The organism is Mesorhizobium sp. CNPSo 4684 (assembly GCF_057784315.1).
The window spans coordinates 107,130-131,648 of sequence record NZ_JBWLUX010000009.1; the positions used below are offsets into that span (position 1 = coordinate 107,130).

Here is a 24,519-nt window from a genome sequence, read left to right on the forward strand (position 1 = left end):
GTACCGGCTTGCACTTGTAGCAGTGCCGTAGAATGCCGCGATTCGGCCTCGCCTGGCGCCTACGAATGAATTTAAATCACAGACTTAGGCTGACAAGCGGAACAACAGTGACTATTTCGTGACCATGACGGAACGCTTCGAGCATCGCGAACAAAGCCTTACCGATGCCACCGAGGCCCGCGGCCTCGAGGCGCTGATCTCGCGCGCGGCCCGCGCCGGTAAAGGCGCGGCGCCGGTAGAGCGTTGGAATCCCGCCTTTTGCGGCGATCTCGACATGGAGATCAAACAGGACGGCACCTGGTTTTATCTCGGCACACCGATCGGCCGCATGCCGCTGGTGCAGCTGTTTTCCACCGTTTTGCGCAAGGACGAGGACGGCAAGACCTATCTGGTGACGCCGGTCGAACGGGTCGGCATCCGCGTCGTCGATGCGCCGTTCATTGCCGTCGAAATGGACGTTTCCGGCGCCGGAGCCGGGCAGATCGTCACCTTTCGCACCAATGTCGGCGATGTCGTCGAGGCCGGACCCGGCCATCCGCTGCGCTTCGTCGACGAGGACGAGACCGGGGGCCTGAAACCATATGTGCTGGTGCGTGGGCGGCTGGAAGCGCTGGTGACGCGGCCGGTAATGTACGAACTGGTCGAGCATGGCGAGGAGATCGACATCGGCGGCAAGACAATGTTTGCCGTGCGCTCGAAGGGCGAGGTCTATCCCATCATGCCGGCGGAAAAACTGAAGCGGCTGAGCATGTGATGGATCAGGTGACGCCGGCAGCGTTTTCCACAGCGGATTTTCGGGCGCGTGTCGCGGCGCAAGCTGAGGCCCATGCCGGCGACGACTATGGCGACCATCGCTTCAACCCCGGCCATCCCCGGTTAAAGCAGCTGAAGGCGCTGCGCGATGCCGCTGTGCTGATCCCGGTCGTCGACCACGGACGCGATGCGACCGTGCTCTTGACCAAGCGGGCGGAAAAGCTGCGCAGCCATTCCGGGCAGGTGGCTTTTCCCGGCGGCACCATCGATCCGACCGATCCGACCCCGGAAGCAGCGGCCTTGCGCGAAACCTTCGAGGAGATCGGGCTTGGCCAGGACCGCATCGAGATCATCGGCCGCATGCCCGATTATGTCGCCGGCAGCGGCTATCGCATCGCCCCTGTGCTGGCGATCGTGAAGCCCGGTTTTACTCTGTCGCTCAACGCCGACGAGGTCGATGCCGCCTTTGAAGTGCCGCTCTCCTTCCTGATGGATTCGGCCAATCACACCAGGGACAGCCGCATGTGGAACGAGCTCGAATGGTTCTTCTACGAAATGCCCTATGGCGGCCAGCGCATCTGGGGCGTCACCGCTGGCATCATCCGCACGCTCTATGAAAGGCTCTATGCTTGAGTGATCCGATATCGCTGGCGGGAAAGGCTGACTGGCTCGGTGAAAAACACCTGCAGCGGCTGCTTGCCGTGCTGGCGCAAGGCGGTGAAGAAGCCCGTATCGCCGGCGGCGCGGTGCGTAATGCGCTGATCGGTCAGCTGGTGGCAGACATCGATATCGCCACGACCTGCCTGCCTGAGGAAACCATCCGCCGCGCCGAAGCGGCGGGCTTCAAGGCCGTGCCGACCGGCATCGAACACGGCACGATTACGGTGATCGCCGGTGGCACGCCCTATGAAATCACCACGCTGCGCGCAGACATCGAGACCGACGGCCGCCGCGCCAAAGTGACGTTCGGCCGCGACTGGAAGGCCGACGCCGAACGGCGCGATTTCACCATCAACGCACTGTATGCCGAGGCCGACGGCACGGTCATCGACCTGGTCGGCGGTGTCGGCGATATCGAGGCGCGCAGGCTGCGCTTCATCGGCGATGCCGAGCAGCGCATCCGCGAAGATTATCTGCGCATCTTGCGCTTCTTCCGCTTCTTCGCCTGGTATGGCGACGGCCGGCCCGATGCCGAGGGACTGAAAGCTTGCGCCCGGCTCAAGGACGGGCTCGAAAAACTCTCGGCGGAGCGCATCTGGTCCGAGCTGAAGAAGCTTCTGTCGGCCCCTGATCCGTCGCGCGCGCTGTTATGGATGCGCCAGGCGGGCGTGCTGACCGGCGCCCTGCCGGAGAGTGAGAAATGGGGCATCGATGCCATTCACGGGCTGACAAAGACCGAGAAAGATCTGGGTTGGGCGCCGGATCCGCTGCTCAGGCTGGAGGCCATTGTGCCGCCCGATGCGGCGCGGATGACGGTATTGGCCGAGCGGCTGAAACTGTCCACCAATGAGGCGGAGCGCCTGCGACACTGGGCGCTGACGGGTGCCATCGAACCGAAGACGAGTGAAGCGGAGCTGGCAAAGCTGCTTTATGCAAGCCATCGCCAGGGCTTTGTCGATCGCTTTCGGCTGTCGCTCGCCTCGGCGCGGGCGCGCGCCGTCGAGGACAATGACGCGCTTGTCCAGGCCGGCGGTTTTTCGCGCCTGCTGGCTTTTGCGCTGAAATGGGAAAAGCCGGTATTTCCGGTCAAGGGTGCCGATCTGACCGCGCTTGGCGCGTCGCCGGGCCCGAAACTCGGCGCAATCCTGAAGAACCTTGAAAGAGAATGGATAGAGGCCGGTTTCGCGCCCGATCGCAGCGCGCTGCTCGAGCGCGCCGCAGAGGCCTTGAAACCTAGCGCTTAGCGTCGCTGCAGCGCCGCGCTGCTCACCTGATCGCCAAGGGAGCCAGCGCGCGTGAAAGGCTTGCCTCGCCCTTGCCATAGACGGAGGCGCTATAGTTGACCAGCGTGTCGGTACGGGCCGTGTTGAGCAGTTGGTCGGTGATCTGGGTCGGCGTTGCGCTGGTGAACTTGCTGCCCACGATCGCGGCGTAGCCGGAAATGATCGGCGCAGCGAAAGAGGTGCCGTAAAGGCCCGTCTTGTTCCCGGCGACACCCACGACGAGGAAATGGCTCTGCACAACCGGGTTGGAGCCGGCAGTGTTGGAATACCAGGCCATTTTGGTCTTGCTGGACGTCGTGCCATTCCCGTCGAGCGCGCCGACGAAGATCGCTGACGCCTTTCCGACCAGAGCGAGGTCGAGATAGTCCTGCTGGCCGCCGACGACACCGCCGACCGCAACCGCGTCGTTGCCCGCTGCCTTCGAAACGACGGCTGTTCCCTTGGTGGCGTAGGAGATGATGGAGGCTTCCTCGGCGCTCCATCCGATCTGGTTCGGGCTGTAGCCCGCCTTGGCGTACATGCCATAGCTCAAATTGAGCACGTTCAGGCCCGGCACCAGCGTGACCGCCGAACTGGTGGAGAAGTCCTTCGATCTGATGGTCGCCAGGGGAGCAATCATGCCGGCTTCCTGGCGCGTCCATTCGCCGTGCCGCTGGTTCTGCACCCCGACGCCAAAATTGCCACTGAACCGCGATGTGCTGGAGAAGTCGTCGACGATGGTAATCGTGGCACCCTTTCCCTTGTAGCCTGCAGCCCACGCGGCGCCGACATCGGAACTCATCCAGCCTTGCACGGCCTGCGTTGTGGTGGTCGGCAGCGTTGCGCTCAAACATATGGAAGCGTTCGATTGACCGCCGACGCAGAGCGCCCCCAGCGGATCCGGACCAAGATCCTGCGCCGCTGCCATCGATGCCGGCAGGAGGGCGAGAGCTGTGGCGAGAGCGAACTTCCAACGATTACCTGACATGTTCTTACCCCGGATCAAACAAAAGCTAGGACGGAAGATCGCGAATTTCTGCCGGCGGCTCGACATCTCATGAGCCTCCTGGCGATCAGAAAGTAACACGGTAATTCAGCCAGAGGTGCTGGCTCTCCGGTTTAGCGTTAACCAGATATTTCAAGGTTTCCTCAGGCGCCATCTCGCTGGCCGCGAGGCGGCAATTGACGCTGTAGGTGCCCAGATCGCCATAGTCGGCCTGGCAGGCCTTTTCGGTGAGGCTTCCGCCGATGGTCGTGGTGAGCGAGAACGAAAGAATGCTGTTCGGAGTAGGATGGAATTGAGTTAGGAAGCCAAGCTTGAAGCTGGGCTCGATCCGATACTTCTCTGCCTGTTCCCCGGTCCCGAACCCCCAAAGGATGCCGGTATCGTCCGTGATCTGGGTGATCAGGTCCACATGCATGTCGACCCAGTTCGGGCGGTACCATCGGTTGAACGATACCCAGCTCCCATTCTGTAGCTCGTATCCGCCGTCGCCCAGACCTCTCGCGCGGTCGCTAAGCGGCGAGCCCTGATGTATGTCGACCAGCGACGTCGTAATTTCCTGGGCAATCGCCGGAGATGCCCCAAGGAGCACGGACACTAGGAGCGCCGTCGTGCGGAAACTGCCTCGAATGCCGGACTTTTCGCGCATGCGCGAAACACCTCGCCCCACCGATTCCGGACCAGTGCCTTGTGGCGACGGGCTTCTCGATCCGCCCACTGTAGCCGGATTATCCGCACGACAGTCGCACGGGTTGGGTTACCGCAGGGTTTATTTCAGCTGAAGCGAATATGTTTTTTTGACCGAGAACGGTCGCGCTGAAATTCACGGGCCGCAATGTTCCAAAGCCGTGGCCGCATTTGTCAAAAATCGCCCGCCAAGGTGTCAAGAACGCCAATGACGGGCGCTACCGGTCCAACGCTTTTCTGCTACGCCGCCTACGCTGCGTCGCGAACCTTCTCGATGCGCGAGCGGATCGCCTCGATCATCGTCTCGCGGATGACCGTTTCGCCATGCGTCTCGCGCAGGTGGTCGACGGCACGGCGCATCACCTCGGCTTCCTCGTCGGCACGGGTGTGCCACTCACAGCCGGGAACCAGCGAGCCGCAATGGAATTCCTTCATGGGTTTTTCTCCTTTCCTCCTGGGAGCCCGCGCCTCTCACGGGCACGAAGCTCCGCCACCTTTGTTCCGCGCCCTGTCGTAGCAGTCGGTTTTGAGAGCACGTATGGGGGAACAAGCATAACACGGTTCGGCGGTTTTGGTTGCCGCTAAAGCGCGTCGCGTCGAAGCGGATTCACGCGACGCGCTTTAGGCCTTTGATTTTATGCATGTGATTTTCCCCGAACCGAGGTCACTTTTGGGTGACATGCATAGGCAAAAAAAGGCGGAGCAGCGCTGCTCCGCCTCCTTACGCTACCCCAGAGCAAGACCAGCTTGGTCTTGTCCCGACAGGGCCGTCACTTCACGATCTTGACGGACTCGGCAACTTTGTTCTTGCCGCTCATGTCCCAGGAAACGCGGACCTTTTCGCCGGCCTTCAGGCCAGGATCCTTGAAGGTCTTGGGCAGCGTAAAGGTCGATCCATCGTCCAGAACAAGGCTCATGGCCGTTCCATCATAGGTTTTGACCGTGCCCGTGGTGTGCTTGACCGCGGCAAAGGCAACCGAGCCTGATGCGAGAAGGGCAGCGGCGGCTGCCGTTACAATGAGCTTTCGCATGGTAAGTACTCCTGGAAAATGCGGACATCCGTTTCTTGAGAATGCTCCGCCTTGTTCAGGGCCGTCCGGTAGCGTCGTGTCGCGGTTCGGGACTGAACCGCCGGCGCTTCCCGGCCCGGAAACGACAAATAGTCGTTTTATTTCAATTGCCTATTAGACGAAAAAGATAATTCGTGCGCCACATTGAATGCCAAAATTCGGCGAATGGGACGCTTTTGCGGCTCACGCTTCGCTCACCGATTTGTTACGGCCACCTGACCTCCGGCGGCAGGCTGGACAGTATCGAGGCGACATTGCCGCCGGTCTTCAGGCCGAAGATGGTGCCGCGATCGTGAAGAAGGTTGAATTCGACGTAACGGCCGCGGCGGATGAGCTGTTCGTCGCGGTCGTCATCGGTCCAGTTTTCGTTGAAATGGGCTCGAACCAGGTGGCCGTAGACGACGAGAAAAGAACGCCCGACATCCTGGACGAAATTCAAATCGGCATTCCAGCCGCCTTTGTCCTCGCCCGAATGCAGCCAGTCGAAAAAGATGCCGCCGACGCCGCGCGGTTCGTTGCGGTGCGGCAGATAGAAATACTCGTCGCACCAGGCCTTGAATTTGGGGTGGTCGGCGACGGCGGCATTCTTCTCGCAGGCAAACTGCATGGCGCGGTGGAAGGCGACCGTGTCGGGGTGATCCTCGGTGCGGTTGCGGTCGAGCACCGGGGTCAGGTCGGCGCCGCCGCCGAACCAGTGGCGCGACGTCACGACCATGCGGGTGTTCATGTGCACGGCCGGCACGTTGGGACTCCACGGGTGTGCGATCAGCGAAATGCCGGATGCCCAGAAGCTCGGGTCTTCCTCCGCGCCGGGCATCTGCTTTCGGAATTCCGGCGAGAACTCGCCATAGACGGTGGAGGTGTGGACACCGACCTTCTCGAAAACGCGGCCATGCATCATCGACATGGTGCCGCCGCCGCCCTTGCCCTGGTCGCGCTCCCACGGCGTCTTTTCGAAGCGGCCGGGAGACCAGGCGGCCAGCGGCCCCTGCAGTTCCTGCTCGATCTGCTCGAAAGTGGTGCAGATGCGCTCGCGCAGCGTCTCGAACCACAGCCTGGCCTTCATCTTCTTTTGTTCGATGTCGGCCGGCAGGCCTGCCGGTATTTCTGGTCGTTCCAAAATCAGGTCTCCGGTCGCAGCCGACAAACGACCTAGTGGAGTGAATTTGACATTTGCACACAGCGTGGCGCAGGGCACGACGCAAATGTCAAATTCGAAAACTCCACTAGAAACATAAACTTGCTAGTGGTCCTTGTGATTCCAACATTCGCAACGGCGCCTGCGGATGGGGAGGCGAATGTTGGAATCGGGCCACTAGCCTTTTTAGGGCGCGATCCCTAATCTCTTAAGGGCAAGGGTCAAGTGTCATCTGGTCAAGGCCCCAGGAGTTCTTTCATGCGCACCCCGGCAAGACCGCCGCTGGATGGCTTGAAGAAGCGGCTCGACCGTTCGCGCGCCGAGCGCGAGCGCATGCCGCGCGACGGTTTTCTGCGTGAAACCTTCGTCCTGCCGCGTTCGGATGCGCGGCTCAAAGCCAAGGAATGGTTCGAACGCTTTCCCAAGCAGGCCTACTGGACCGAGATCGAAAGCTGGTTCGAGCGGCCGGGAGATGTGATCGAATTCACCATAAGGCGGCTGCCGGCAGCGGACTAGAACTAGGGCGCGTACTCATGAATCCGGTTGTGTAAGCGCGGCTCGCTAAATGTCCGCTTCGCTCCGAGAACACCGAATTGCAGCTGCCGCGAAATATCGCGGCCTGCCATAGGCCGACATGACTAACGGTCAGAGAGTGTGAGTGACGATATTAAAACCCTCGTCGGGTCTCGGCGGGACGAAATAGCTCATGAACAATTCGTAGGTCTCTTCGCTCACTTCATACGGATGCTCGCCCTCCGCGTTCCGTTGCCGAAGCCTTTGCTTGCAGATCGCATCTGGAACATCCAGAACGTGAAGCTCGTGGGCGACGTCAGCTTTATCGATCAAGGATCGCATCCAACTACGCCATTTCACGGTATTTGCCGGGAAGTCGAGAACAACCGAAAGGTCGTGCCGCAAGATGTCGACCACGTGCGGACCCATCGCATCGCGAAGTCGTCCAGATAGGCGCGCGAAATCCTCAATAGTCCTATTCTCCGTCGGGAACAGGAGCGACATCCAGTGATCCATGGTGATCAGGAGGGTTGTCGGACGTTCTGCAAGCCGACGCGCAAGCGTCGACTTCCCAGAGGCGATCTTTCCGCAAAGGAGATACAACGTCGTTACACGGGCAGATTCCATGGTCGAAGAATATTCTGTCTCGCCAGTCGGCTTAAGTCCCCTCTGGATCATTTTCGACCGGGACGAGCCCAGCGGCAGATATTCAAGAGCAGACATTCAGGTCAGCGCGGGCATCGTCGTGAGCCGACCCGCAGCAGACGTCGACCCCCGACTCCCGAGAGCTGACGTTGAAGCCGTGATCGATTGCCGCTGCCATTGACAAGCCGGTCTTGCCAATAGCTAACTCGCGACAGTCTCTGCCCAGAAGCCGGCCACCGTGTAGATTTTCGGCCAAAACAGCCGCCCTTGGAAGCGAGGCGCCGATGAAGACGGTTCTTGTCACACGGGTTCGCGGCAAAACAGGGCGCCAGATTGCAGCTGCCCTTACCCGCCAACCAAGTATTGAAGTTCGGGGCGCGGGCCGGAATGTTACCAACTTGACCCGGCCTAGCCAATAATTTTGTACCGGCGCAGTAGCAGTAAGAGAGTCGCCATGAGAAGCGCCGAGCTGGCGCTCAATTGCGACATTCGGCGTTAGGACTCTACCATAAGCCGTCTCGCCCCGGTTCCCTCGCGCGCCAACCGATCCTCCTTGTTCCGCAGCGGGCATTTGTCGATCGACATGCAGCCGCAGCCGATGCAGTCGGTCAGGCCATCGCGCAGCTTCTTCAACTGGCTGATCTTGCGGTCGAGGTCGTCGCGCCAGCCGGTCGACAAGAGGTTCCAGTCCTCACGCGTCGGCGTGCGGCCTTCGGGCAGGGATTGAAGCGCCGCCGCGATCTCGGCCAGCGAGATGCCGACCTCCTGTGCGACCCGGATGATCGCCACCCGCCGCAGCACGTCGCGGCCATAGCGCCGCTGGTTGCCTGACGTGCGGTGGCTGCGGATCAGCCCGCGCGCCTCGTAGAAATGCAGCGCCGACACCGCCACGCCGCTGCGCATGGCCACCTGGCCAACCGTCAATTCCTTTGCCAGAGCCATTTTGACTTTTCCGCTTGACCTCAACTTAAGTTGAGCTTGTAGCCAAGAAATGTCGATAGGGCAATTGAGGAGAAGGCGATGTGCGCCTGGGTGAGAATGACGCAAGAAATAAAGGCCGTTCGCGACGGAGACGAGGAATTAGCCGAGCTGCCGGATGGCTTCGCCGGCGACCATGGCGACCGACAGCGCGACGTTGATGCTGCGCGTTTCCGGCTGCATCGGGATCGTCAGCCGCGCATCCGCCGCCTGATGGATAGGATTTGGTACCCCAGCCGATTCTCGGCCGAACAGCAGGATGTCGCCGGCGGCGAAGTTGAAGCCCGTGTAGGCGGTCGCGGCTTTGGTGGTGAGCACCACCAGCCGGCGCTCGCTCGCTTGGCGCCAGTCCTCGAAGGCGTTCCAGTCGACATGCCGGGTCAGAGCGGCCATTTCGAGATAGTCCATGCCGGCGCGCTTGAGCGCTTTGTCGGAGAGCGGGAAGCCTGCCGGCTCGATAATGTCGACGCCAAGACCGAGGCAGGCGGCGAAGCGCAGGATTGTCCCGGTGTTGCCGGCAATGTCAGGCTGGTAGAGGGCGATGCGGAGACGGTGGTTCATTTCCGCGTCTTTCTAATAAGTGGCAGATCGGCCACAGCGGACTCCTGGTTTTGGAAATTGCTGGACCTGCGGGTGGCCATTTTCTGCGAAGTGGATTATACCGCAAGCATTGTCAACCCGAACCGATGGAGGGGTATTTCATGATGGCCATGCACATCCAGCGCCCCTCCCGTGGGCTTACCTGCCTGCCGGCGGTTTCGGTACGACGATTTACCTGACTTCCTAGATCTGATCGCACCGATTCCCGCCGAACCCAGTTTTCGGCTTTCGAAGGAATCCTGCGATGTTTTTCAACCTGTTGAAGGGGCCAAGCGCCCCAGTTGAGTGTGTCCTGACCGAGGTGTCCCCTCGTGTCCCGACCGATGCAATCCGTGCCTCCGGCCGAATGCCGGCGCACGACATTGCTTCGCCTTTTTATCTCTATTTGCACACGGAGGACGGACCGATGTTCGATCCCTATAAAATACCTGGTTCAAGAAGCCTGCACGAGCGCAAGACGGCAACCTGGGCGTTGCTGATAGGCGAGACCTACTCGTCGGCGGTTCACGCCGAGACGCGCCGGCGTCCGCATCGCGGCATGCTGCCGGATGTCGACTTCTCGCGCGCGGTTCCTGACCACAGCCGGCCGTCGCTGGTGCGCCGGATCATCCGGCTGATCCGGCCGGGCGCGAAAAACCGGGCTGGCGGCGGCGTGCCGTCAGGTCAGTCGAACCTGCCTGTCGGCGAAAAGCCCGCAAGTCCCTATATTGCGCGAAGCAGGACCGATGGCCCGGGTGATTCCGGGCCGTCGGTCCCTGACACCGTACGCTCCGGGGACTTTTCCCGTGCCGCGTGAGCGGACAACAGTTTTGTGAGCATCACCATGTTTAGCTGGTTTGAAAAAAGGCTCGATCCGTTCCCCGCAGCGGAACCGGTCGAGCCGCCGAAGACGCTGGTTGCCTTCTGCGTGCATTATACGCGCGGCGCCTGGCCCTACATCATCGTCGATGCGGTGCTGGTGACGGCGATCGCGGTGGCCGAAGTGTGGATGTTCGGCTTTATGGGCCGCATCGTCGACTGGCTGTCCGGGCAGAATCGCGAAACCCTCCTGCAGACCGAGAGCTGGAAGCTCGCCGGCATGGCGTTCGTCGTGCTGTTTGCGCTGCCGGGCACGGTGTGGCTGCATTCGCTGCTCAACCAGCAGACGCTGATGGGCAACTACCCCATGCGCATCCGCTGGCAGGTGCATCGCTATCTCTTGAAGCAGTCGATGAGCTTCTACCAGGACGAGTTCGCAGGCCGCATTGCCACCAAACTGATGCAGACGGCGCTCGCCGTGCGCGAATGCGTCATCAAGGTGATCGATGTGCTCAACTACGTCATCGTCTATTTCCTCGGCATGCTCTTCATCGTCGGTTCGGCCGACGTGCGGCTGGCGGCACCGCTTGGCGTCTGGCTGCTCGGCTATATCGGGCTGTTGCGCTACTTCATCCCGAAGCTGGGCAAGGTCGGCGAGGCGCAGGCCAATGCGCGCTCGACCATGACCGGCCGCGTCGTCGACAGCTACACCAACATCCAGACGGTCAAGCTGTTTTCCCATGCGCGCCGCGAAGCAACGTTCGCCAAAGAGGGGATGGCCGGCTACCTCGACACGGTCTACCGGTCGATGCGGCTGGTGACAGTGCTTTACGGTCTGCTCTACATCCTCAACGCGTTGCTGCTGTTCTCGGTCACCGCGCTGGCGCTATGGCTGTGGCTCGGCCAGGCGGTGACGATCGGCGCGGTTGCCGTGGTCATCGGCCTGGTGCTCAGGATGTGGGGCATGTCGCAGTGGATCATGTGGGAAATGTCCGGCCTGTTCGAGAACATCGGCACGGTGCAGGACGGCATCGCCTCGATCTCGCTGCCACGCCTGGTCGAGGACCGGCCGGGGGCGAAGGACATTGCCGTCACCAAGGGTGAGATCCGCTTCGACGATATCCGCTTCCACTACGGCAAGCAGAAGGGCGTCATCGAGAGCCTGTCGCTGACGGTGAAGCCCGGCGAGAAGGTCGGCATTGTCGGCCGCTCGGGTGCGGGCAAGTCGACGCTGGTCAATCTCCTGCTGCGCTTCTACGATTTGGAGAGCGGCCGGATCCTGATCGACGGCCAGGAGATCGCGTCGGTGACGCAGGATTCGCTGCGCGCACAGATCGGCATGGTAACGCAGGACACTTCGCTGCTGCACCGTTCGGTGCGCGACAACATCCTCTACGGCCGGCCCGACGCCACGGAAGAGATGCTTGTCGAGGCAGCCGGGCGGGCCGAGGCGCTGGAGTTCATCGCCGGGCTTTCGGACCACAGTGGACGCAAAGGGCTCGACGCTCATGTCGGCGACCGCGGCGTCAAATTGTCCGGCGGCCAGCGGCAACGCATCGCCATAGCTCGCGTTATGTTGAAGGACGCACCGATACTTATCCTTGACGAAGCGACCTCAGCGCTGGATTCCGAAGCCGAGGCCGCCATCCAGGAGAATCTCTACAAGCTCATGCAAGGCAAGACCGTCATCGCCATTGCGCACCGGCTGTCGACCATTGCGGCGATGGACAGGCTCGTCGTCCTCGACAAGGGCCGTGTCATCGAGGAGGGGTCGCACGAGGAACTCGTCGCCAGCGGCGGGCTCTACGCGCAGCTCTGGCAGCGTCAGTCGGGCGGGTTCCTGCTCGACGACGGCCCGGTCGACGCCGCCAATGACGCTGTGGCCAAGGGAGAAGCCGCAGAGTGATGACATCAGCATGATGACAGCCGTCTATCGCTGGTTCGAGAACTGGGTCTATCCGTTCAGGGAGCCTGCGAATCTTCGGCCACCATCAAGCGTCGGCGGCTTCCTCTGGTACTATGTCGGCCAGGCGAAGTTCGCCTTCTTCGCCATGCTGGTCATCGGCGGCATAGCGCCGCTGATCGAGGCCGGGCTGTTCTACTTCGTCGGGCGGCTGGTCGATATTCTCGACCAGCTTCCCGGTGAACGCAGCTGGCATGCGCTGTGGACCGCTGCCGGGCCCGAGCTTGTCTTCATGGTCGCGGTGGTGCTGGTTATCCGCACCGTCGTGGTCGGCTTGTCGGCGCTGGTCGACGAGCAGACGATTACGCCGGGCTTCTACAATCTGGTGCGCTGGCAGGCGCACCGGCATGTATCGCGCCAGTCCTACACTTTCTTCCAGAACGATTTTGCTGGCCGCATCGCGACAAAAGTCTGGCAGGCGGGGCAGGCGACCGGCGACCTGATGGAGAGCTTCATCGAGGTCATCTGGTTCATGCTCATCTATACGGTGACGACGCTGGCGCTGGTCGCCGGGCTGGATCTACGCCTGGCCGTGCTGGTGGTGGTCTGGATTCTCGCTTTCGCCTGGCTGGCCAAGCTCTATCTGCCCTCGATCCGCAGGCATGCCGAGGCCACGGCTGAAGCTGGCTCGATGATCAATGGGCGCATCATCGATTCCTATTCCAACGTGCAGACGCTGAAGCTGTTCTCGGCCGATGGCGACGACCGCTACATCAAGAACGGCTTCGACATCTATCTTGACGCGCTACGGCCTTTCACCCGCCGGCTGACCGGCGTGCGCATGGCGCTGACGACGCTGTCGGGCATCATGATCTCAGCGATTGGCTGCTTTGCGGTCTATCTCTGGGTCGAAGGGTCGATCACCGTCGGCGCCGTCGCTTTCACCCTGTCCCTAGTCTTGCGGCTCAACATGCTGCTCGGGCGGGTGATGATGCAGCTCAACGGCATTTTGCGAAACCTCGGCGTGCTGGAGAACTCCAAGGCGCTGATCTCGCAGCCGCTCGGCCTCATCGATGCGCCCGACGCCAAGGAGCTTGTCGTGGCCGGCGGCCGCATCGACGTGAAAAATGTCGAGTTTCATTACGGCAAAGGGTTCGGTGTGCTCAACGGCATCGACCTTGTCGTGCGGCCGGGCGAAAAGGTCGGGCTGGTCGGACCGTCCGGTGCCGGCAAGACGACACTCGCCAACCTCATCCTGCGCCTCTACGACCTCGAGAGCGGACAGATCACCATCGACGGGCAGGATGTGTCAGAGGTGACACAGAATTCGCTGCGCGCCAATATCGGTGTCGTCAGCCAGGACACCGCGCTCTTCCATCGCTCGCTGCGCGACAACATCAAGCTCGGCATGCCTGATGCAACCGACGCCGAGGTGATCGCGGCGGCAAAGAAGGCCGAGGCGCACGAGTTCATATTGGGCCTTCGCGACAACCGGGACCGTGCCGGCTACGAGGCCTTTGTCGGCGAACGCGGTGTCAAACTGTCCGGTGGCCAGCGCCAGCGCGTGGCGATCGCCCGCGTCTTCCTCAAGGATGCGCCGATCCTGATCCTCGACGAGGCGACATCGGCGCTCGATTCCGACATCGAGGCGGCGATCCAGGAGAATCTGGCCCGGCTGATGGAGAACAAGACGGTCATTGCCATCGCGCATAGGCTGTCGACCATTGCCGCACTCGATCGTCTCGTGGTGCTGGACGGCGGCCGCATCGTCGAACAAGGCACGCATGACGAGCTGGTGGCGCTAGATGGGCTCTATGCGCGGCTATGGAAACGGCAGTCCGGCGGCTTCCTGTTCAACGAGGAAAGCGTGCTGGAAGAGACGCGGCCGGCGGAGTAAAACGCTGAAATGTCGGTCAGAATGCCCTCGAATTTTGGACGCGGCGGCGCACAGGAAAGCGCGCTGGACCTGCTCGGCCACGAGATCCTGGCCGAAAAGGCGGCCGCACTCGGCCGCGCTGGCCAACGGGTCGAGGAAACGCTGAAGAAGCTGCGCGAGAACAGTGATGACGAGCATCGCGCCCGGCTGCTGAAGGAAGCCGCCGCGGCAGTGCACGCCTATTTCATCCAGCGCGAACTTTGCGGCTTATGCCGGCACGACGCGGTGATCCGCGAATACGACATCCCAAGGGCAGTGCTGGTCAGGCTCGGCGCCAGCTAAAGGTCGCCGGCAACATCATTCCAGCCATTCGGTGATGAAGCTGCCGCTTTCGTGGATGTCGGTCGATTCAAGCGGGCCTGGGCCGAGATTGGTGAATTTGTGCGGTGTGTTCGGCGGCACGATGAGGATCTGGCCGGCCGTGGCCTCGACCCGCTGGTCGCCGATCGTGAACAGGCCGGTGCCCTGGCGGATGATGAAGATCTCGCAATAAGGATGCGTGTGCAGCCGCGGGCCGCCGCCGATCTCTGCCTGGTAATTGAAGATCAGGCAGGAGTTGGAGCCATGGGCGGCGAGCTGCAATTCGCCCTGCCAAAGGCCGGGCGTCCTGGTCCAGGTCTCGCGGTCGATGATGTGTGCCATGCCAGCGAGACTAGATCACGGCAACCTGTCCTGTCGAGACAAGCGGGGAGCCTCGGATTTGCTGATATTTCCCTGTTGTTTAGCCGCCTTTGCCGGCCTTTGGACATCTGGCCGACTGACGCGCTCTTCTGTCCCCGCGACAATCTGCCCTTGTGCCTTCACCCGTCTGGACAAAAACGGGCTTCACGCATAAACCGAACTCCAAATGCCGGAGGAATTCGCTAGCCTGTTCGCCATGCGCTGTCGGGTTGGCGTAAACGAGCGGGGAGCAAGGCTCGGCCACCGGCACGGAAGAGGCGAAAGGATCAGGCACCCGTGAGCGCAACCGATACCCAGGATCCCAACCGTCGTGATTTTCTCTACGTCGCCACCGGCATGGCCGCAGTGGTCGGGGCAGGGGCCGTCGCCTGGCCGTTCATCGATCAGATGCGCCCCGATGCCTCGACGCTGGCGCTGGCCTCGGTCGAGGTCGATGTTTCCTCGCTGACGCCTGGCATGTCGCTGATCGTGAAATGGCGCGGCAAGCCGGTCGTGGTGCGCAACCGCACCGAGCAGGAGATGAAGGACGGCGAGGCCGTCAACCTTGCCGATCTCAAGGATCCGATTGCCCGCAACGCCAATCTGCCGGCCGATGCGCCGGCGACCGACGCCAACCGCACCACGCCCGGCAAGGAAGCCTGGATGGTGATGGTGCAGGTCTGCACGCATCTGGGCTGTATTCCGCTCGGTCAGGAAGGCGATTTCGGCGGCTGGTTCTGCCCGTGCCATGGCTCGGTGTACGATACCGCCGGCCGTATCCGCAAAGGCCCGGCGCCGGAAAACATGGCTGTGCCGGTATTCAAGTTCATTTCCGATACCAAAATCCTTATCGGTTGAGGCAGGGGATATTTCGATGAGCGAGGGACACTCGACCTATACGCCCAAGACCGGTATCGAACGCTGGTTCGACGCCCGCATGCCGCTGCCGCGCATGGTCTATGACAGTTTCATCGCCTATCCAGTGCCGCGCAACCTCAACTATGCCTGGACGTTCGGCGGCATCCTGGCAATCATGCTGGTGGCGCAGATCCTGACCGGCATCGTTCTGGCTATGCACTATACCGCCGATACCAATCTCGCCTTCAATTCGGTCGAGAAGATCATGCGCGACGTGAATTCGGGCTGGCTGTTGCGCTATCTGCATTCCAACGGTGCCTCGTTCTTCTTCGTCGCCGTCTACATCCACATCTTCCGCGGGCTTTATTACGGCTCCTACAAGGCGCCGCGCGAGCTGCTGTGGATCCTCGGCTGCATCATCTACCTCTTGATGATGGCAACCGGCTTCATGGGCTATGTGCTGCCCTGGGGGCAGATGAGCTTCTGGGGCGCCACCGTCATCACCGGTTTCTTCAGCGCCATTCCGTTGGTCGGCGACTGGATCCAGCAGCTGCTGCTCGGCGGTTTCGCCGTCGACAACCCGACACTCAACCGCTTCTTTGCGCTGCATTATTTGCTGCCGTTCATGATTGCCGGCGTCGTCGTGCTACACGTCTGGGCGCTGCATGTGGTCGGTCAGTCGAACCCGACCGGCATCGAGGTCAAGTCGAAGACCGACACCGTCGCCTTCACGCCCTATGCGACCATCAAGGACGCGTTCGGCATGATCGTGTTCCTGTTCTTCTTCGCCTATTTCGTCTTCTACCTGCCGAACTTCCTCGGCCATCCGGACAATTACACGGTCGCCAACCCGCTGAAGACGCCGGCCCACATCGTGCCGGAGTGGTACTTCCTGCCGTTCTACGCGATCCTGCGCGCCATCACCTTCAACATCGGGCCGATCAACTCCAAGCTCGGCGGCGTGCTGTGCATGTTCGGCGCCATCGTCATGCTGTTCCTGGTGCCGTGGCTCGACACCTCCAAGGTGCGCTCGGCGGTCTACCGGCCTTGGTACAAGCTGTTCTTCTGGCTCTTCGCAGCAGACGCCGTCCTGCTCGGATGGCTGGGCTCGCAGCCGGCCGAAGGCAGCTTCGTGTTCATGGCGCAGATGGCGACGCTGTTCTACTTTGCCTTCTTCCTCGTCGTCCTGCCGGTGCTCGGCCTGATCGAGACGCCGCGCAGGCTGCCGAATTCGATCACCGAAGCGGTGCTGGAGAAGAACAAGGGTGCCGGTGGGGGACATCCGGCAGGTGCGAGCGCCGCGCCGGAAACCAAGGGCTGAGCGAGAATCTAAGGGGATTTGGCATGAAAAAGATTCTCACCTCGCTCGCCCTGCTCGGCCTGTTGGCCGGCGGCATCGGAGCGGTCGGCAGCGTGGCGATGGCGGCCGAAGAGGCGCATAACGCGGCAGCACCGACGCATTTCCCGATCGACGAGCCGAAGGAAATGGACTGGAGCTTCGCCGGTCCGTTCGGCACCTATGACAAGGCCCAGCTGCAACGCGGCCTGAAGGTCTACAAGGAAGTCTGCTCGGCCTGCCATTCGATGAACCTGGTGGCGTTTCGCACGCTGGAAGGCCTCGGCTATTCGGAAGCACAGGTGAAATCCTTTGCCGCCGAATACACCATCCATGACGGTCCCAACGATGCCGGCGACATGTTCGACCGGCCGGGCAAGCCGTCGGACCATTTCCCGGCGCCGTTCGCCAATGAGGAGGCGGCTGCCGCCTCCAACGGTGGCGCAGCCCCGCCCGACATGTCGCTGCTGGCCAAGGCGCGCGGCGTCGAGCGTGGCTTCCCGCGCTTCGTCTTCGATATCTTTACCCAGTACGCCCAGGGCGGTCCGGATTACATTCATTCGCTGCTGACCGGCTACGACCAGACGCCGCCGGCAGGCATGGTGATCCCGGAAGGCACGCACTATAATCCCTACTTCATGTCCGGCGTGTCGCTGAAGATGCCGAAGCCGCTCTCCGACGGCCAGGTCACCTATGATGACGGCTCGCCGCAGACGGTCGATCAGTATTCGCGCGACGTGTCGGCTTTCCTGATGTGGGCGGCCGAGCCGCACTTGGAAGACCGCAAGAAGACGGGCTTCCGCGTATTGGTGTTCCTGTTGCTCTTCGGCGCCCTGGTTTATCTGACCAAGCGCAAAGTGTGGGAAGGCGTGGCGCACTAAGGCCAAGCAGCCTGCGATCAAGAAAGGGCGCCGAGAGGCGCCCTTTTTCGACGGCAAGGGGCGCCAGCGGCGTCCCTTTTTCGTTCATGGCTGTGACCAAGAGGCAGTTTGGCAATTCACCCGTTGGCATGGCGGCATCGGATTGATATTCGACGCAGCGAGCTTCTTGCGCCATGGCATTTGGACATCGATGATGCGGCTAAGCGACTGTCACAACTTTTCCGATTTCCGGCGCATGGCGCAGCAGCGGCTGCCGGGGCCGATCTTCAACTATATTGACGGCGCGGCGGACGACGAGGTCACCTATCGCCGCAACACCGAGAGTTTCGAGCGCTGCGATCTCGTTCCCAATGTGTTGCGCGGTGTCAGCGAGATCGACATGTCGGTGACGGTGATGGGCCAGAAACTGGCCATGCCCGTCTACTGCTCGCCGACCGCCTTGCAGCGGCTGTTCCATCATCAGGGCGAGCGTGCGGTGGCCAAGGCTTCGGCCAAGTTCGGCACGATGTTCGGCGTGTCCTCGCTCGGCACCGTCAGCCTCGAGGAAGCGCGCAAGATCAGCAGCAGCCCGCAGGTCTACCAGTTCTATTTCCACCGGGATCGCGGCCTCAACCGGGCGATGATGCAGCGGGCCAAGGCGGTCGGCGTCGAGGTGATGATGCTGACCGTCGACAGCATCACCGGAGGTAACCGCGAGCGCGACAAGCGCACCGGCTTTGCCATTCCCTTCAAGCTCAACCTTGCCGGCATGCTGCAGTTTGCGCTCAAACCGGGCTGGGCGATCAACTATTTCACCCATGAGGGTTTCAGGCTGCCGCAGCTCGACGAGCATGTCGACATGGGCGGCGGCACGATGTCGATCAGCCGCTATTTTACCGAGATGCTCGATCCGTCGATGACATGGGACGATGTCGCCGAGATGGTCAGGCTGTGGGGTGGTCCGTTCTGCCTCAAGGGCGTCATGTCGGTGGAGGATGCCAAACGCGCTGTCGAGATCGGCTGCAGCGGCATTGTGCTTTCAAACCATGGCGGCCGGCAGCTGGACGGCTCGCGGGCGGCCTTCGACCAGCTGGCCGAGATCGTCGACGCCGTCGGCGACAGAATAGACGTCATCATGGATGGCGGCGTGCAGCGCGGCACGCATGTGCTGAAGGCGCTGTCGCTCGGCGCCAAGGCTGTCGGCGTTGGGCGCTACTATCTGTTCCCGCTGGCGGCGGCCGGCCAGCCGGGCGTCGAGCGGGCGCTGGAGCAGATGCGGGTCGAGATCGAGCGCGGCATGAAGCTGATGGGCTGCAGTTCGATCGAACAATTGTCGCGCACGAATCTCCGTTTCAGGTAATCTCGGCTCATGAAATCCTCGCTCGAAGACACGCTGCTCGCCGCGATCCGCACCATTCCGGACTATCCCAAACCCGGCATCCTGTTTCGCGACATCACCACTTTGCTCGGCAATGCGCGCGCTTTCCGCCGCGCCATCGACGAGCTGGTGCATCCCTATGCCGGCCAGAAGATCGACAAGATCGCCGGCATCGAGGCGCGCGGCTTCATCCTCGGCGGCGCCGTCGCGCACCAGCTTTCCGCCGGCTTCGTGCCGATCCGCAAGAAGGGCAAGCTGCCCTACGAGACGGTGCGCGTCGCCTATAGCCTGGAATACGGGCTGGACGAGATGGAGATGCACAAGGACGGCGTTGCGCCGGGCGAGAAGGTGATCCTGGTCGACGACCTGATCGCCACCGGCGGCACGGCGGAAGCAGCGATCAGGCTGCTCAGACAGATCGGCGCCGACATTCTTGCTGCATGCTTTGTCATCGACCTGCCGGACCTTGGCGGGCGGGCGAAGCTTGAGGCGCTGGATGTGCCGGTGCGGACGCTGATCGGGTTTGAAGGACATTAGGCAGGGCGCTTTTTCCCCTTCTCCCCTTGTGGGGTGAGAAGCGGTCCGCGCAGCGGACGAAAAGCCAATTGCCTGGCTTTTCGAGCTTCGAACGCCCTGAGCCGGCGAAGGGCCGGGTGGTGGCCCGATCCACCTGCCGGGTCCCCGCTGCTTCGCAGCGTCCCGGCGTTCGCCGGCCTTTCATCGTGCCACTGGCACGATGAATTCGCTTACGCGCGAACCGGCTGCTCACCCCCCTGTGGGACAAGGAAGAGGCTACCCTGCCTTCACCAGCACGGCGCTGTCGAATTCCAGCACCTTGTCGTCCGTCGAGTCGAACCCCTCCGAGCGCAGCGCGAGCAGCCGCCAGCCGGGGCGGGTGGCGAGCGGGCGGTGGGAGACGGCCGTGCGCATGAAGGTTACGGTTTCACCTGCATAGACCGGCTTTGGCCATTTCAGGTTCTTGAAGCCGGGCGAGGGGCCGAATTCGGGCACCGGGCCGGGACCGCTCCATCGCGTGGCGTCCAGCCGGCTTTCGAGATTGAGTTTCATCCAGGTGGCGGCGGTGTGCCAGCCTGAGGCGCAGAGGCCGCCGAAAACGCTTTTCTTCGCCGCCTCCTCGTCGACATGAAACGGTTGTGGATCGTATTTGCGGGCAAACGCCTTGATCGCCTCGGCGTCGAATGTGTGCGAGCCGAGATCGATGGTTTCGCCAATGCGGAAGAACGCGTCGAGGCTCATGCGCCGGCCTCGCGGGTCAGGAACATGACGGTGTTTTCGAGTTCGAAGACGCGCTCGCCACGCTGGTTGACCATTTCGCTGCGAAAGGTGACCAGACCGAGTTGGGGTCGTGACTTCGAAAGGCGCCTGGCGACCACACCAGTCCTGCCGGAAAGCGTGTCGCCGGCCAGCACCGGCTTCTTCCATTTGACCTGGTCGATGCCCGGCGCACCTTGCGCGGTCGAGTCGAGCAGGAAGGCGTCGCACAGCATGCGCATGAAGATCGCGCAGGTGTGCCAGCCGGAGGCGGCGAGCCCGCCAAGGATGCTGGCTTTGCCGGCCTCCTCGTCGAGATGCATCGGCTGCGGGTCGAACTCGGTGGCGAATTCGACGATTTCGGCCGCACTCACCTGCTTGGCGCCGAGGTCGATCGATGCGCCCTCGGTGAAATCCTCATAGGCCCAGGTCTTTCCAGTCATGATCCTAATCCAGTTCAAGATTGTACGATCACCGGGCATCCGGATGCCGTCCGGAGGGCGTTGGGTCAAGTGAATTCTGGTGATCCAGACCCGGTCAGAGCCAGCCGCGACGGCGGAAATACCAGAAGGGGAGGATCGCCGACAGGATCATCAGGCCGATGGCGAAGGGGTAGCCGAGCTGCCATTTTAGCTCCGGGATGACGTCGAAATTCATGCCGTAGATCGAAGCCACCAGCGTCGGCGGCAGGAAGATGACGGCGGCGACCGAGAAGATCTTGATGATGGCGTTCTGCTCGATCGAGATCATGCCCAGCGTCGCGTCGAGCAGGAACGAGATCTTCTGCGACAGGAAGGTGGCATGGTCGGCGAGCGACAGCACGTCGCGCGACACGGTCTTGATGCGGGCGCGGACGTCCTTGCTCATCTTGATCTGGGTGGCGACATGGGCGAGGAAGCCGGAAAGGCGCTGCAGTGAGATCAGGCTGTCGCGGATCGATGAGGCGATGTCTTCCTTGCGGCCGATGGCCTTGAGCAGCTCCTGGAAATCGCGATTTCGCTTGTTCACCTTGGTCGAGCGCGCCTCGAAGATGTCGCGCGAGATCGTCTCGATGTCGCGGCCGGCGCGCTCGAGAATATCGGCGAGCCGATCGACGATCGCCTCCAGCAGACCGATCAGGATGGTGTTGCCAGTGGTGCAGCCGGTCGCCACCTTCTCGGCACGCAGCGGAAAGGTCTTGAACGCCTTCGGCTCATGATAGCGGATGGTGACCAGTCTCGGTCCGGCAAGCACGAAAGTGACCGGTGACATCAGTGGATCATCGATCTCGGTCTGCGCCGGCAGCGTCGCGGTCATAAAATAGGCCCCGTCCTCGATGTAGAGGCGGCTCGAAATCTCGATCTCCTCCATCTCCTCGCGCGTCGGAATGGCAACGCCGAGCCAGGTCTCGATCGTCGTTTCTTCTTCCTTGGTCGGGTTGAGAAGGTCGGCCCAGACGACCTGATCGCCATTGGCCACGAGATCGTCGGCGAGGCGCAGGCGGTCATTGTCGACGACGAAGGCCTTGATCATCGCCGGTCTCCGTTGGTTGAACCCAAGAGGTTTCGTTCGATAGCGATGGGTCCTGCGCGCGCAGCCATTTCCCACGGAGACGGGCAGGTCGCATGCAGACGGCCTTAGACCCGGTGCCAAGGGCAGTCAAGCGAAGCAGCATGCGGGCTCTTTCACTTGACGCAGCTGTGATCGGCCGCGGTCAGCGCGCCGGCCGCGAGATACCTTGGCGCCTCAAGTGTTGAACTTGAACAGCAGCACGTCGCCGTCCTGGACGACATATTCCTTGCCTTCGTCGCGCGCCTTGCCGGCTTCCTTGGCCGCCACTTCGCCGCCCAGCGTGATGTAGTCGTTATAGGCGATGGTCTGGGCGCGGATGAAGCCGCGCTCGAAATCGGTGTGGATGACGCCGGCGGCCTGCGGGGCCTTGTCGCCCTTGTGGATCGTCCAGGCGCGCGTCTCCTTCGGCCCGGCGGTGAAATAGGTGATCAGGTGCAACAGATCGTAGCCGGCGCGGATGACCTTGTTGAGGCCCGGTTCGTCGAGCCCGAGCGAGGACAGGAACTCCATCTCTTCCTCGTCGGAGAGCTGCGCGACTTCGGCCTCGATCGCGGCCGAGATCACCACGGTGCCGGCGCCCTGCGCGGTGGCCATCTTTTCCACGGCCCGGCTGTGCTCATTGCCCGTGGCGGCATCGGCTTCGGCGACGTTGCAGACATAGAGCACTGGGTGCGAGGTCAAGAGGTTCAGCCCCTGCAGAATGCGCAGGTCCTCGGCTGAAATCCCCTTGAGCAGGATGCGGGTCGGCTTGCCGGCCTGCAGCAATTCGAGCGCAGCCTCCATCATCGGCAAAACGGTGGTGGCTTCCTTGTCCTTGCTGCCGGCGCGCTTGCGGATCTGCACGATGCGGCGCTCGAGGCTGTCGAGGTCGGCAAGCATCAGTTCGGTCTCGACCGTCTCGGCGTCGGCGACGGGGTCGATGCGGCCCTCGACATGGGTGATGTCGTCATCCTCGAAGCAGCGCAGCACATGCACGATGGCGTCGACCTCGCGGATGTTGGCGAGGAACTGGTTGCCCAGCCCTTCGCCTTTGGAGGCGCCGCGCACCAGGCCGGCAATATCGACGAACGAGATGCGGGTCGGGATGATCTCTTTTGACTTGGCAACCGCGGCGATCTTCTGCAGGCGCGGATCTGGCACCGCGACCTCACCGGTGTTCGGTTCGATGGTGCAGAACGGATAGTTGGCGGCCTGCGCCGCCGCGGTCCTGGTTAACGCGTTGAAAAGCGTCGACTTGCCGACGTTGGGCAAGCCAACGATGCCGCATTTGAAACCCATGTGTCCGGTCCTATCGGGAAAATAGAAATTTGATGAGGGCTATGGGCGATAGCGCCAATGATCGTCAAGGCGCAATTCAGTTCAGAGGCTGGGCAATGTCGTCGGTGCCGATGGCCAGCGAGCGAACACCGGACCGGCTCAGTATCTGCAAAAGGTGCCAGAACGCGTCCACTTCGGCGGTTCCGAAATCAATCGTCATCTGTCCATCGAGCAAAAGGGCGCTGTGGATGATGTTGCCGACGATCTCCGTCGTCTCACGTTCTCCGTCGATATCGAACCAGCTGCGAAACCATTCGTCGAAGAGATCGGCGTTGAGGCTCTTTATATCGAATTTGAACCCGGCCTCGTCCCATTGGAACGGAGCAATGTGCACATCCATCCCACCGATGCCGGCGTGGATATCCGGAGCGAATTTCAGATAGGTATCGCTGTTGATGAACTGCGGATCCGGCTGTCCGTCATTGGCAACGAAGTCAACGGCGATAAAATTTCGATAGTAGGAATCGACGTTCGCGTATTTGACCTCACTCGATCCGGGGCTGGCTGCGGCAAGCTCGCCAAGATCCGAAACGAACTGATCGACATATCTCTGCCTGATGCGGCGGACCAGTTCCTGGACGTCATCCATGTCCATGGCTCAGTCTTTCTTGCCGAACAGTTTCTTCAGCATGGCGGCCATCGGTCCGCTTTCCGGCAGCTTGGCCGGCGCCTGCTGCGGCCGTGCCTGGCGGATGTGGCTCTGGCTTTTTGGGCCCTCGGCCTTCGGCGCCCTTGGCGGCGGGCGGTCGTCATCGCCGGTCGGCACGAGCTTGTCGCGCAGAGCCAGCGTGATGCGGTTCATGAATGAATTGTCGTCGCCCTTGGCCAGCAGCCCGGCATCGTCGGCGATGGTGTCGAGCAGCACGTTCAGCCATTCGCGGTCGGCCTTGGCGAAGTCGCCGAGCACATGGCCATGCACCATTTCCCTGACGCCGGGATGGCCGACACCGATGCGTACGCGGCGATAATTCTTGCCGATGTGCTGGTCGAGCGAGCGGATGCCGTTATGACCGCCGGCGCCGCCGGCGACCTTGACCCGCAATTTGCCGGCCGGCAGGTCGATCTCGTCATAAAAGACGGTCAGCGCCTCGGGGCCGAGCTTGTAGAAGCGCAAGGCTTCGCCAACCGCCTGTCCTGACAGGTTCATGAAGGTCTGCGGCTTGATCAGGAGAATCTTTTCGCCGGCAATCGTGCCTTCGGCGATCAGGCCCTGGAATTTCTTCGACCAGGGCGAAAAGGAATGGCGGCGGGCGATAGCGTCCGCCGCCATGAAGCCGACATTGTGCCGGTTATCAGCGTATTTCGCACCCGGATTGCCGAGGCCTGCAAAGACAAGCATCG

General features: G+C 61.9%; 28 protein-coding genes. 13 read left to right on the top strand and 15 right to left on the bottom strand.

The genetic code is table 11. The annotated features are described in order from the left end of the window. The first annotated feature begins 124 nt into the window (after nt 1-124). Genes AC04SG_RS10325 through AC04SG_RS10335 form a run of 3 tightly spaced genes read left to right on the top strand, consistent with a single transcriptional unit; the run spans nt 125 to nt 2,657 of the window. Complete coding sequence (locus AC04SG_RS10325) at nt 125-754, top strand: DUF1285 domain-containing protein (RefSeq protein WP_488551009.1); 630 nt, start codon at nt 125-127, stop codon at nt 752-754. Then, nucleotides 754-1,386, top strand: a complete 633-nt coding sequence (locus tag AC04SG_RS10330; RefSeq protein WP_488550939.1) for a CoA pyrophosphatase — start codon at nt 754-756, stop codon at nt 1,384-1,386. The genes AC04SG_RS10325 and AC04SG_RS10330 overlap by 1 nt, the downstream gene beginning before the upstream one ends. Further along, a complete protein-coding gene (locus tag AC04SG_RS10335) occupies nt 1,383-2,657 on the top strand; it encodes a CCA tRNA nucleotidyltransferase (RefSeq protein WP_192258832.1) in 1,275 nt (424 codons plus the stop codon). The genes AC04SG_RS10330 and AC04SG_RS10335 overlap by 4 nt, the downstream gene beginning before the upstream one ends. 22 nt (nt 2,658-2,679) lie before the next feature. On the opposite strand, the gene AC04SG_RS10340 is transcribed toward AC04SG_RS10335, so the two are convergent. From AC04SG_RS10340 to hemF, 5 genes are all read right to left on the bottom strand, one after another. Next, nucleotides 2,680-3,663, bottom strand: coding sequence for a S8 family serine peptidase (locus tag AC04SG_RS10340; RefSeq protein WP_488550940.1), 984 nt, complete (start codon nt 3,661-3,663; stop codon nt 2,680-2,682). Nucleotides 3,664-3,748: 85 nt separating this feature from the next. Beyond that, complete coding sequence (locus AC04SG_RS10345; protein WP_488550941.1) at nt 3,749-4,327, bottom strand: hypothetical protein; 579 nt, start codon at nt 4,325-4,327, stop codon at nt 3,749-3,751. A 287-nt stretch (nt 4,328-4,614) separates the two neighbouring features. After that, the gene (locus AC04SG_RS10350; RefSeq protein ID WP_192258835.1) at nt 4,615-4,800 is read right to left on the bottom strand and encodes a DUF1059 domain-containing protein; all 186 of its coding nucleotides are present in this window, start codon (nt 4,798-4,800) and stop codon (nt 4,615-4,617) included. A gap of 335 nt (nt 4,801-5,135) precedes the next feature. Continuing rightward, nucleotides 5,136-5,396 carry a DUF1344 domain-containing protein gene (locus AC04SG_RS10355; protein ID WP_192258836.1) on the bottom strand — a complete coding sequence of 87 codons (261 nt, stop codon included), beginning with the start codon at nt 5,394-5,396 and terminating at the stop codon, nt 5,136-5,138. A 244-nt stretch (nt 5,397-5,640) separates the two neighbouring features. Beyond that, entirely contained in the window at nt 5,641-6,555 is a 915-nt protein-coding gene (hemF, locus tag AC04SG_RS10360; RefSeq protein WP_112561184.1) for an oxygen-dependent coproporphyrinogen oxidase, read from the bottom strand. A gap of 276 nt (nt 6,556-6,831) precedes the next feature. Between hemF and AC04SG_RS10365 the strand changes: the two genes are divergently transcribed. Continuing rightward, entirely contained in the window at nt 6,832-7,089 is a 258-nt protein-coding gene (locus AC04SG_RS10365) for a hypothetical protein (protein ID WP_006202578.1), read from the top strand. A gap of 129 nt (nt 7,090-7,218) precedes the next feature. Here AC04SG_RS10365 and AC04SG_RS10370 read toward each other — a convergent pair whose 3' ends face one another. The 3 genes from AC04SG_RS10370 to AC04SG_RS10380 all read right to left on the bottom strand — a co-directional run bounded on the left by AC04SG_RS10370 (nt 7,219) and on the right by AC04SG_RS10380 (nt 9,270). Then, the gene (locus AC04SG_RS10370) at nt 7,219-7,809 is read right to left on the bottom strand and encodes a P-loop nucleotide/nucleoside kinase family protein (RefSeq protein ID WP_488550942.1); all 591 of its coding nucleotides are present in this window, start codon (nt 7,807-7,809) and stop codon (nt 7,219-7,221) included. Nucleotides 7,810-8,226: 417 nt separating this feature from the next. Further along, a complete protein-coding gene (gene soxR, locus AC04SG_RS10375; RefSeq protein ID WP_488550943.1) occupies nt 8,227-8,673 on the bottom strand; it encodes a redox-sensitive transcriptional activator SoxR in 447 nt (148 codons plus the stop codon). A gap of 138 nt (nt 8,674-8,811) precedes the next feature. Then, complete coding sequence (locus tag AC04SG_RS10380) at nt 8,812-9,270, bottom strand: tRNA (cytidine(34)-2'-O)-methyltransferase (RefSeq protein WP_488550944.1); 459 nt, start codon at nt 9,268-9,270, stop codon at nt 8,812-8,814. Nucleotides 9,271-9,715: 445 nt separating this feature from the next. Here AC04SG_RS10380 and AC04SG_RS10385 point away from each other — a divergent pair, with 445 nt between their 5' ends. The 4 genes from AC04SG_RS10385 to AC04SG_RS10400 are packed head-to-tail and all read left to right on the top strand — an operon-like array spanning nt 9,716 to nt 14,228. After that, nucleotides 9,716-10,105, top strand: coding sequence for a hypothetical protein (locus AC04SG_RS10385; RefSeq protein WP_488550945.1), 390 nt, complete (start codon nt 9,716-9,718; stop codon nt 10,103-10,105). Nucleotides 10,106-10,132: 27 nt separating this feature from the next. Further along, nucleotides 10,133-12,013 (top strand): ABC transporter ATP-binding protein, encoded by a 1,881-nt coding sequence (locus AC04SG_RS10390; RefSeq protein WP_488550946.1) that lies wholly within the window; start codon nt 10,133-10,135, stop codon nt 12,011-12,013. Between the two features lie 10 nt (nt 12,014-12,023). Then, complete coding sequence (locus AC04SG_RS10395) at nt 12,024-13,907, top strand: ABC transporter ATP-binding protein (protein ID WP_488550947.1); 1,884 nt, start codon at nt 12,024-12,026, stop codon at nt 13,905-13,907. A gap of 9 nt (nt 13,908-13,916) precedes the next feature. Further along, entirely contained in the window at nt 13,917-14,228 is a 312-nt protein-coding gene (locus AC04SG_RS10400) for a DUF6665 family protein (RefSeq protein ID WP_488550948.1), read from the top strand. Nucleotides 14,229-14,243: 15 nt separating this feature from the next. Here AC04SG_RS10400 and AC04SG_RS10405 read toward each other — a convergent pair whose 3' ends face one another. Then, entirely contained in the window at nt 14,244-14,588 is a 345-nt protein-coding gene (locus tag AC04SG_RS10405) for a cupin domain-containing protein (protein ID WP_488550949.1), read from the bottom strand. Between the two features lie 315 nt (nt 14,589-14,903). On the opposite strand from AC04SG_RS10405, the gene petA reads away from it, so the two are divergent. The 5 genes from petA (at nt 14,904) to AC04SG_RS10430 (ending at nt 19,575) form a co-directional block, all read left to right on the top strand. Then, nucleotides 14,904-15,464: a ubiquinol-cytochrome c reductase iron-sulfur subunit gene (petA, locus tag AC04SG_RS10410; RefSeq protein WP_112561092.1), complete on the top strand. Its 561-nt coding sequence runs from the start codon at nt 14,904-14,906 to the stop codon at nt 15,462-15,464. A gap of 16 nt (nt 15,465-15,480) precedes the next feature. After that, a complete protein-coding gene (locus tag AC04SG_RS10415; RefSeq protein WP_488550950.1) occupies nt 15,481-16,785 on the top strand; it encodes a cytochrome b in 1,305 nt (434 codons plus the stop codon). A 23-nt stretch (nt 16,786-16,808) separates the two neighbouring features. Then, nucleotides 16,809-17,681, top strand: a complete 873-nt coding sequence (locus tag AC04SG_RS10420; RefSeq protein WP_488550951.1) for a cytochrome c1 — start codon at nt 16,809-16,811, stop codon at nt 17,679-17,681. A 193-nt stretch (nt 17,682-17,874) separates the two neighbouring features. Next, nucleotides 17,875-19,020 carry an alpha-hydroxy acid oxidase gene (locus AC04SG_RS10425; protein ID WP_488550952.1) on the top strand — a complete coding sequence of 382 codons (1,146 nt, stop codon included), beginning with the start codon at nt 17,875-17,877 and terminating at the stop codon, nt 19,018-19,020. A 9-nt stretch (nt 19,021-19,029) separates the two neighbouring features. Continuing rightward, nucleotides 19,030-19,575 carry an adenine phosphoribosyltransferase gene (locus AC04SG_RS10430; RefSeq protein WP_192257709.1) on the top strand — a complete coding sequence of 182 codons (546 nt, stop codon included), beginning with the start codon at nt 19,030-19,032 and terminating at the stop codon, nt 19,573-19,575. 255 nt (nt 19,576-19,830) lie between these two features. Here AC04SG_RS10430 and AC04SG_RS10435 read toward each other — a convergent pair whose 3' ends face one another. From AC04SG_RS10435 to pth, 6 genes are all read right to left on the bottom strand, one after another. After that, the gene (locus AC04SG_RS10435; RefSeq protein ID WP_488550953.1) at nt 19,831-20,295 is read right to left on the bottom strand and encodes a MaoC family dehydratase; all 465 of its coding nucleotides are present in this window, start codon (nt 20,293-20,295) and stop codon (nt 19,831-19,833) included. After that, nucleotides 20,292-20,753 carry a MaoC family dehydratase gene (locus AC04SG_RS10440; RefSeq protein ID WP_203277166.1) on the bottom strand — a complete coding sequence of 154 codons (462 nt, stop codon included), beginning with the start codon at nt 20,751-20,753 and terminating at the stop codon, nt 20,292-20,294. Before AC04SG_RS10440 ends, AC04SG_RS10435 begins: the two co-directional genes overlap by 4 nt. 94 nt (nt 20,754-20,847) lie before the next feature. Further along, nucleotides 20,848-21,822: a magnesium/cobalt transporter CorA gene (gene corA / locus AC04SG_RS10445; RefSeq protein WP_488550954.1), complete on the bottom strand. Its 975-nt coding sequence runs from the start codon at nt 21,820-21,822 to the stop codon at nt 20,848-20,850. A gap of 213 nt (nt 21,823-22,035) precedes the next feature. Continuing rightward, entirely contained in the window at nt 22,036-23,139 is a 1,104-nt protein-coding gene (ychF, locus tag AC04SG_RS10450; protein WP_488550955.1) for a redox-regulated ATPase YchF, read from the bottom strand. A gap of 76 nt (nt 23,140-23,215) precedes the next feature. Further along, nucleotides 23,216-23,767: a hypothetical protein gene (locus AC04SG_RS10455; RefSeq protein WP_488550956.1), complete on the bottom strand. Its 552-nt coding sequence runs from the start codon at nt 23,765-23,767 to the stop codon at nt 23,216-23,218. Between the two features lie 9 nt (nt 23,768-23,776). Continuing rightward, nucleotides 23,777-24,517, bottom strand: a complete 741-nt coding sequence (gene pth / locus AC04SG_RS10460; protein ID WP_488550957.1) for an aminoacyl-tRNA hydrolase — start codon at nt 24,515-24,517, stop codon at nt 23,777-23,779. Between the last annotated feature and the right edge of the window lie 2 nt (nt 24,518-24,519).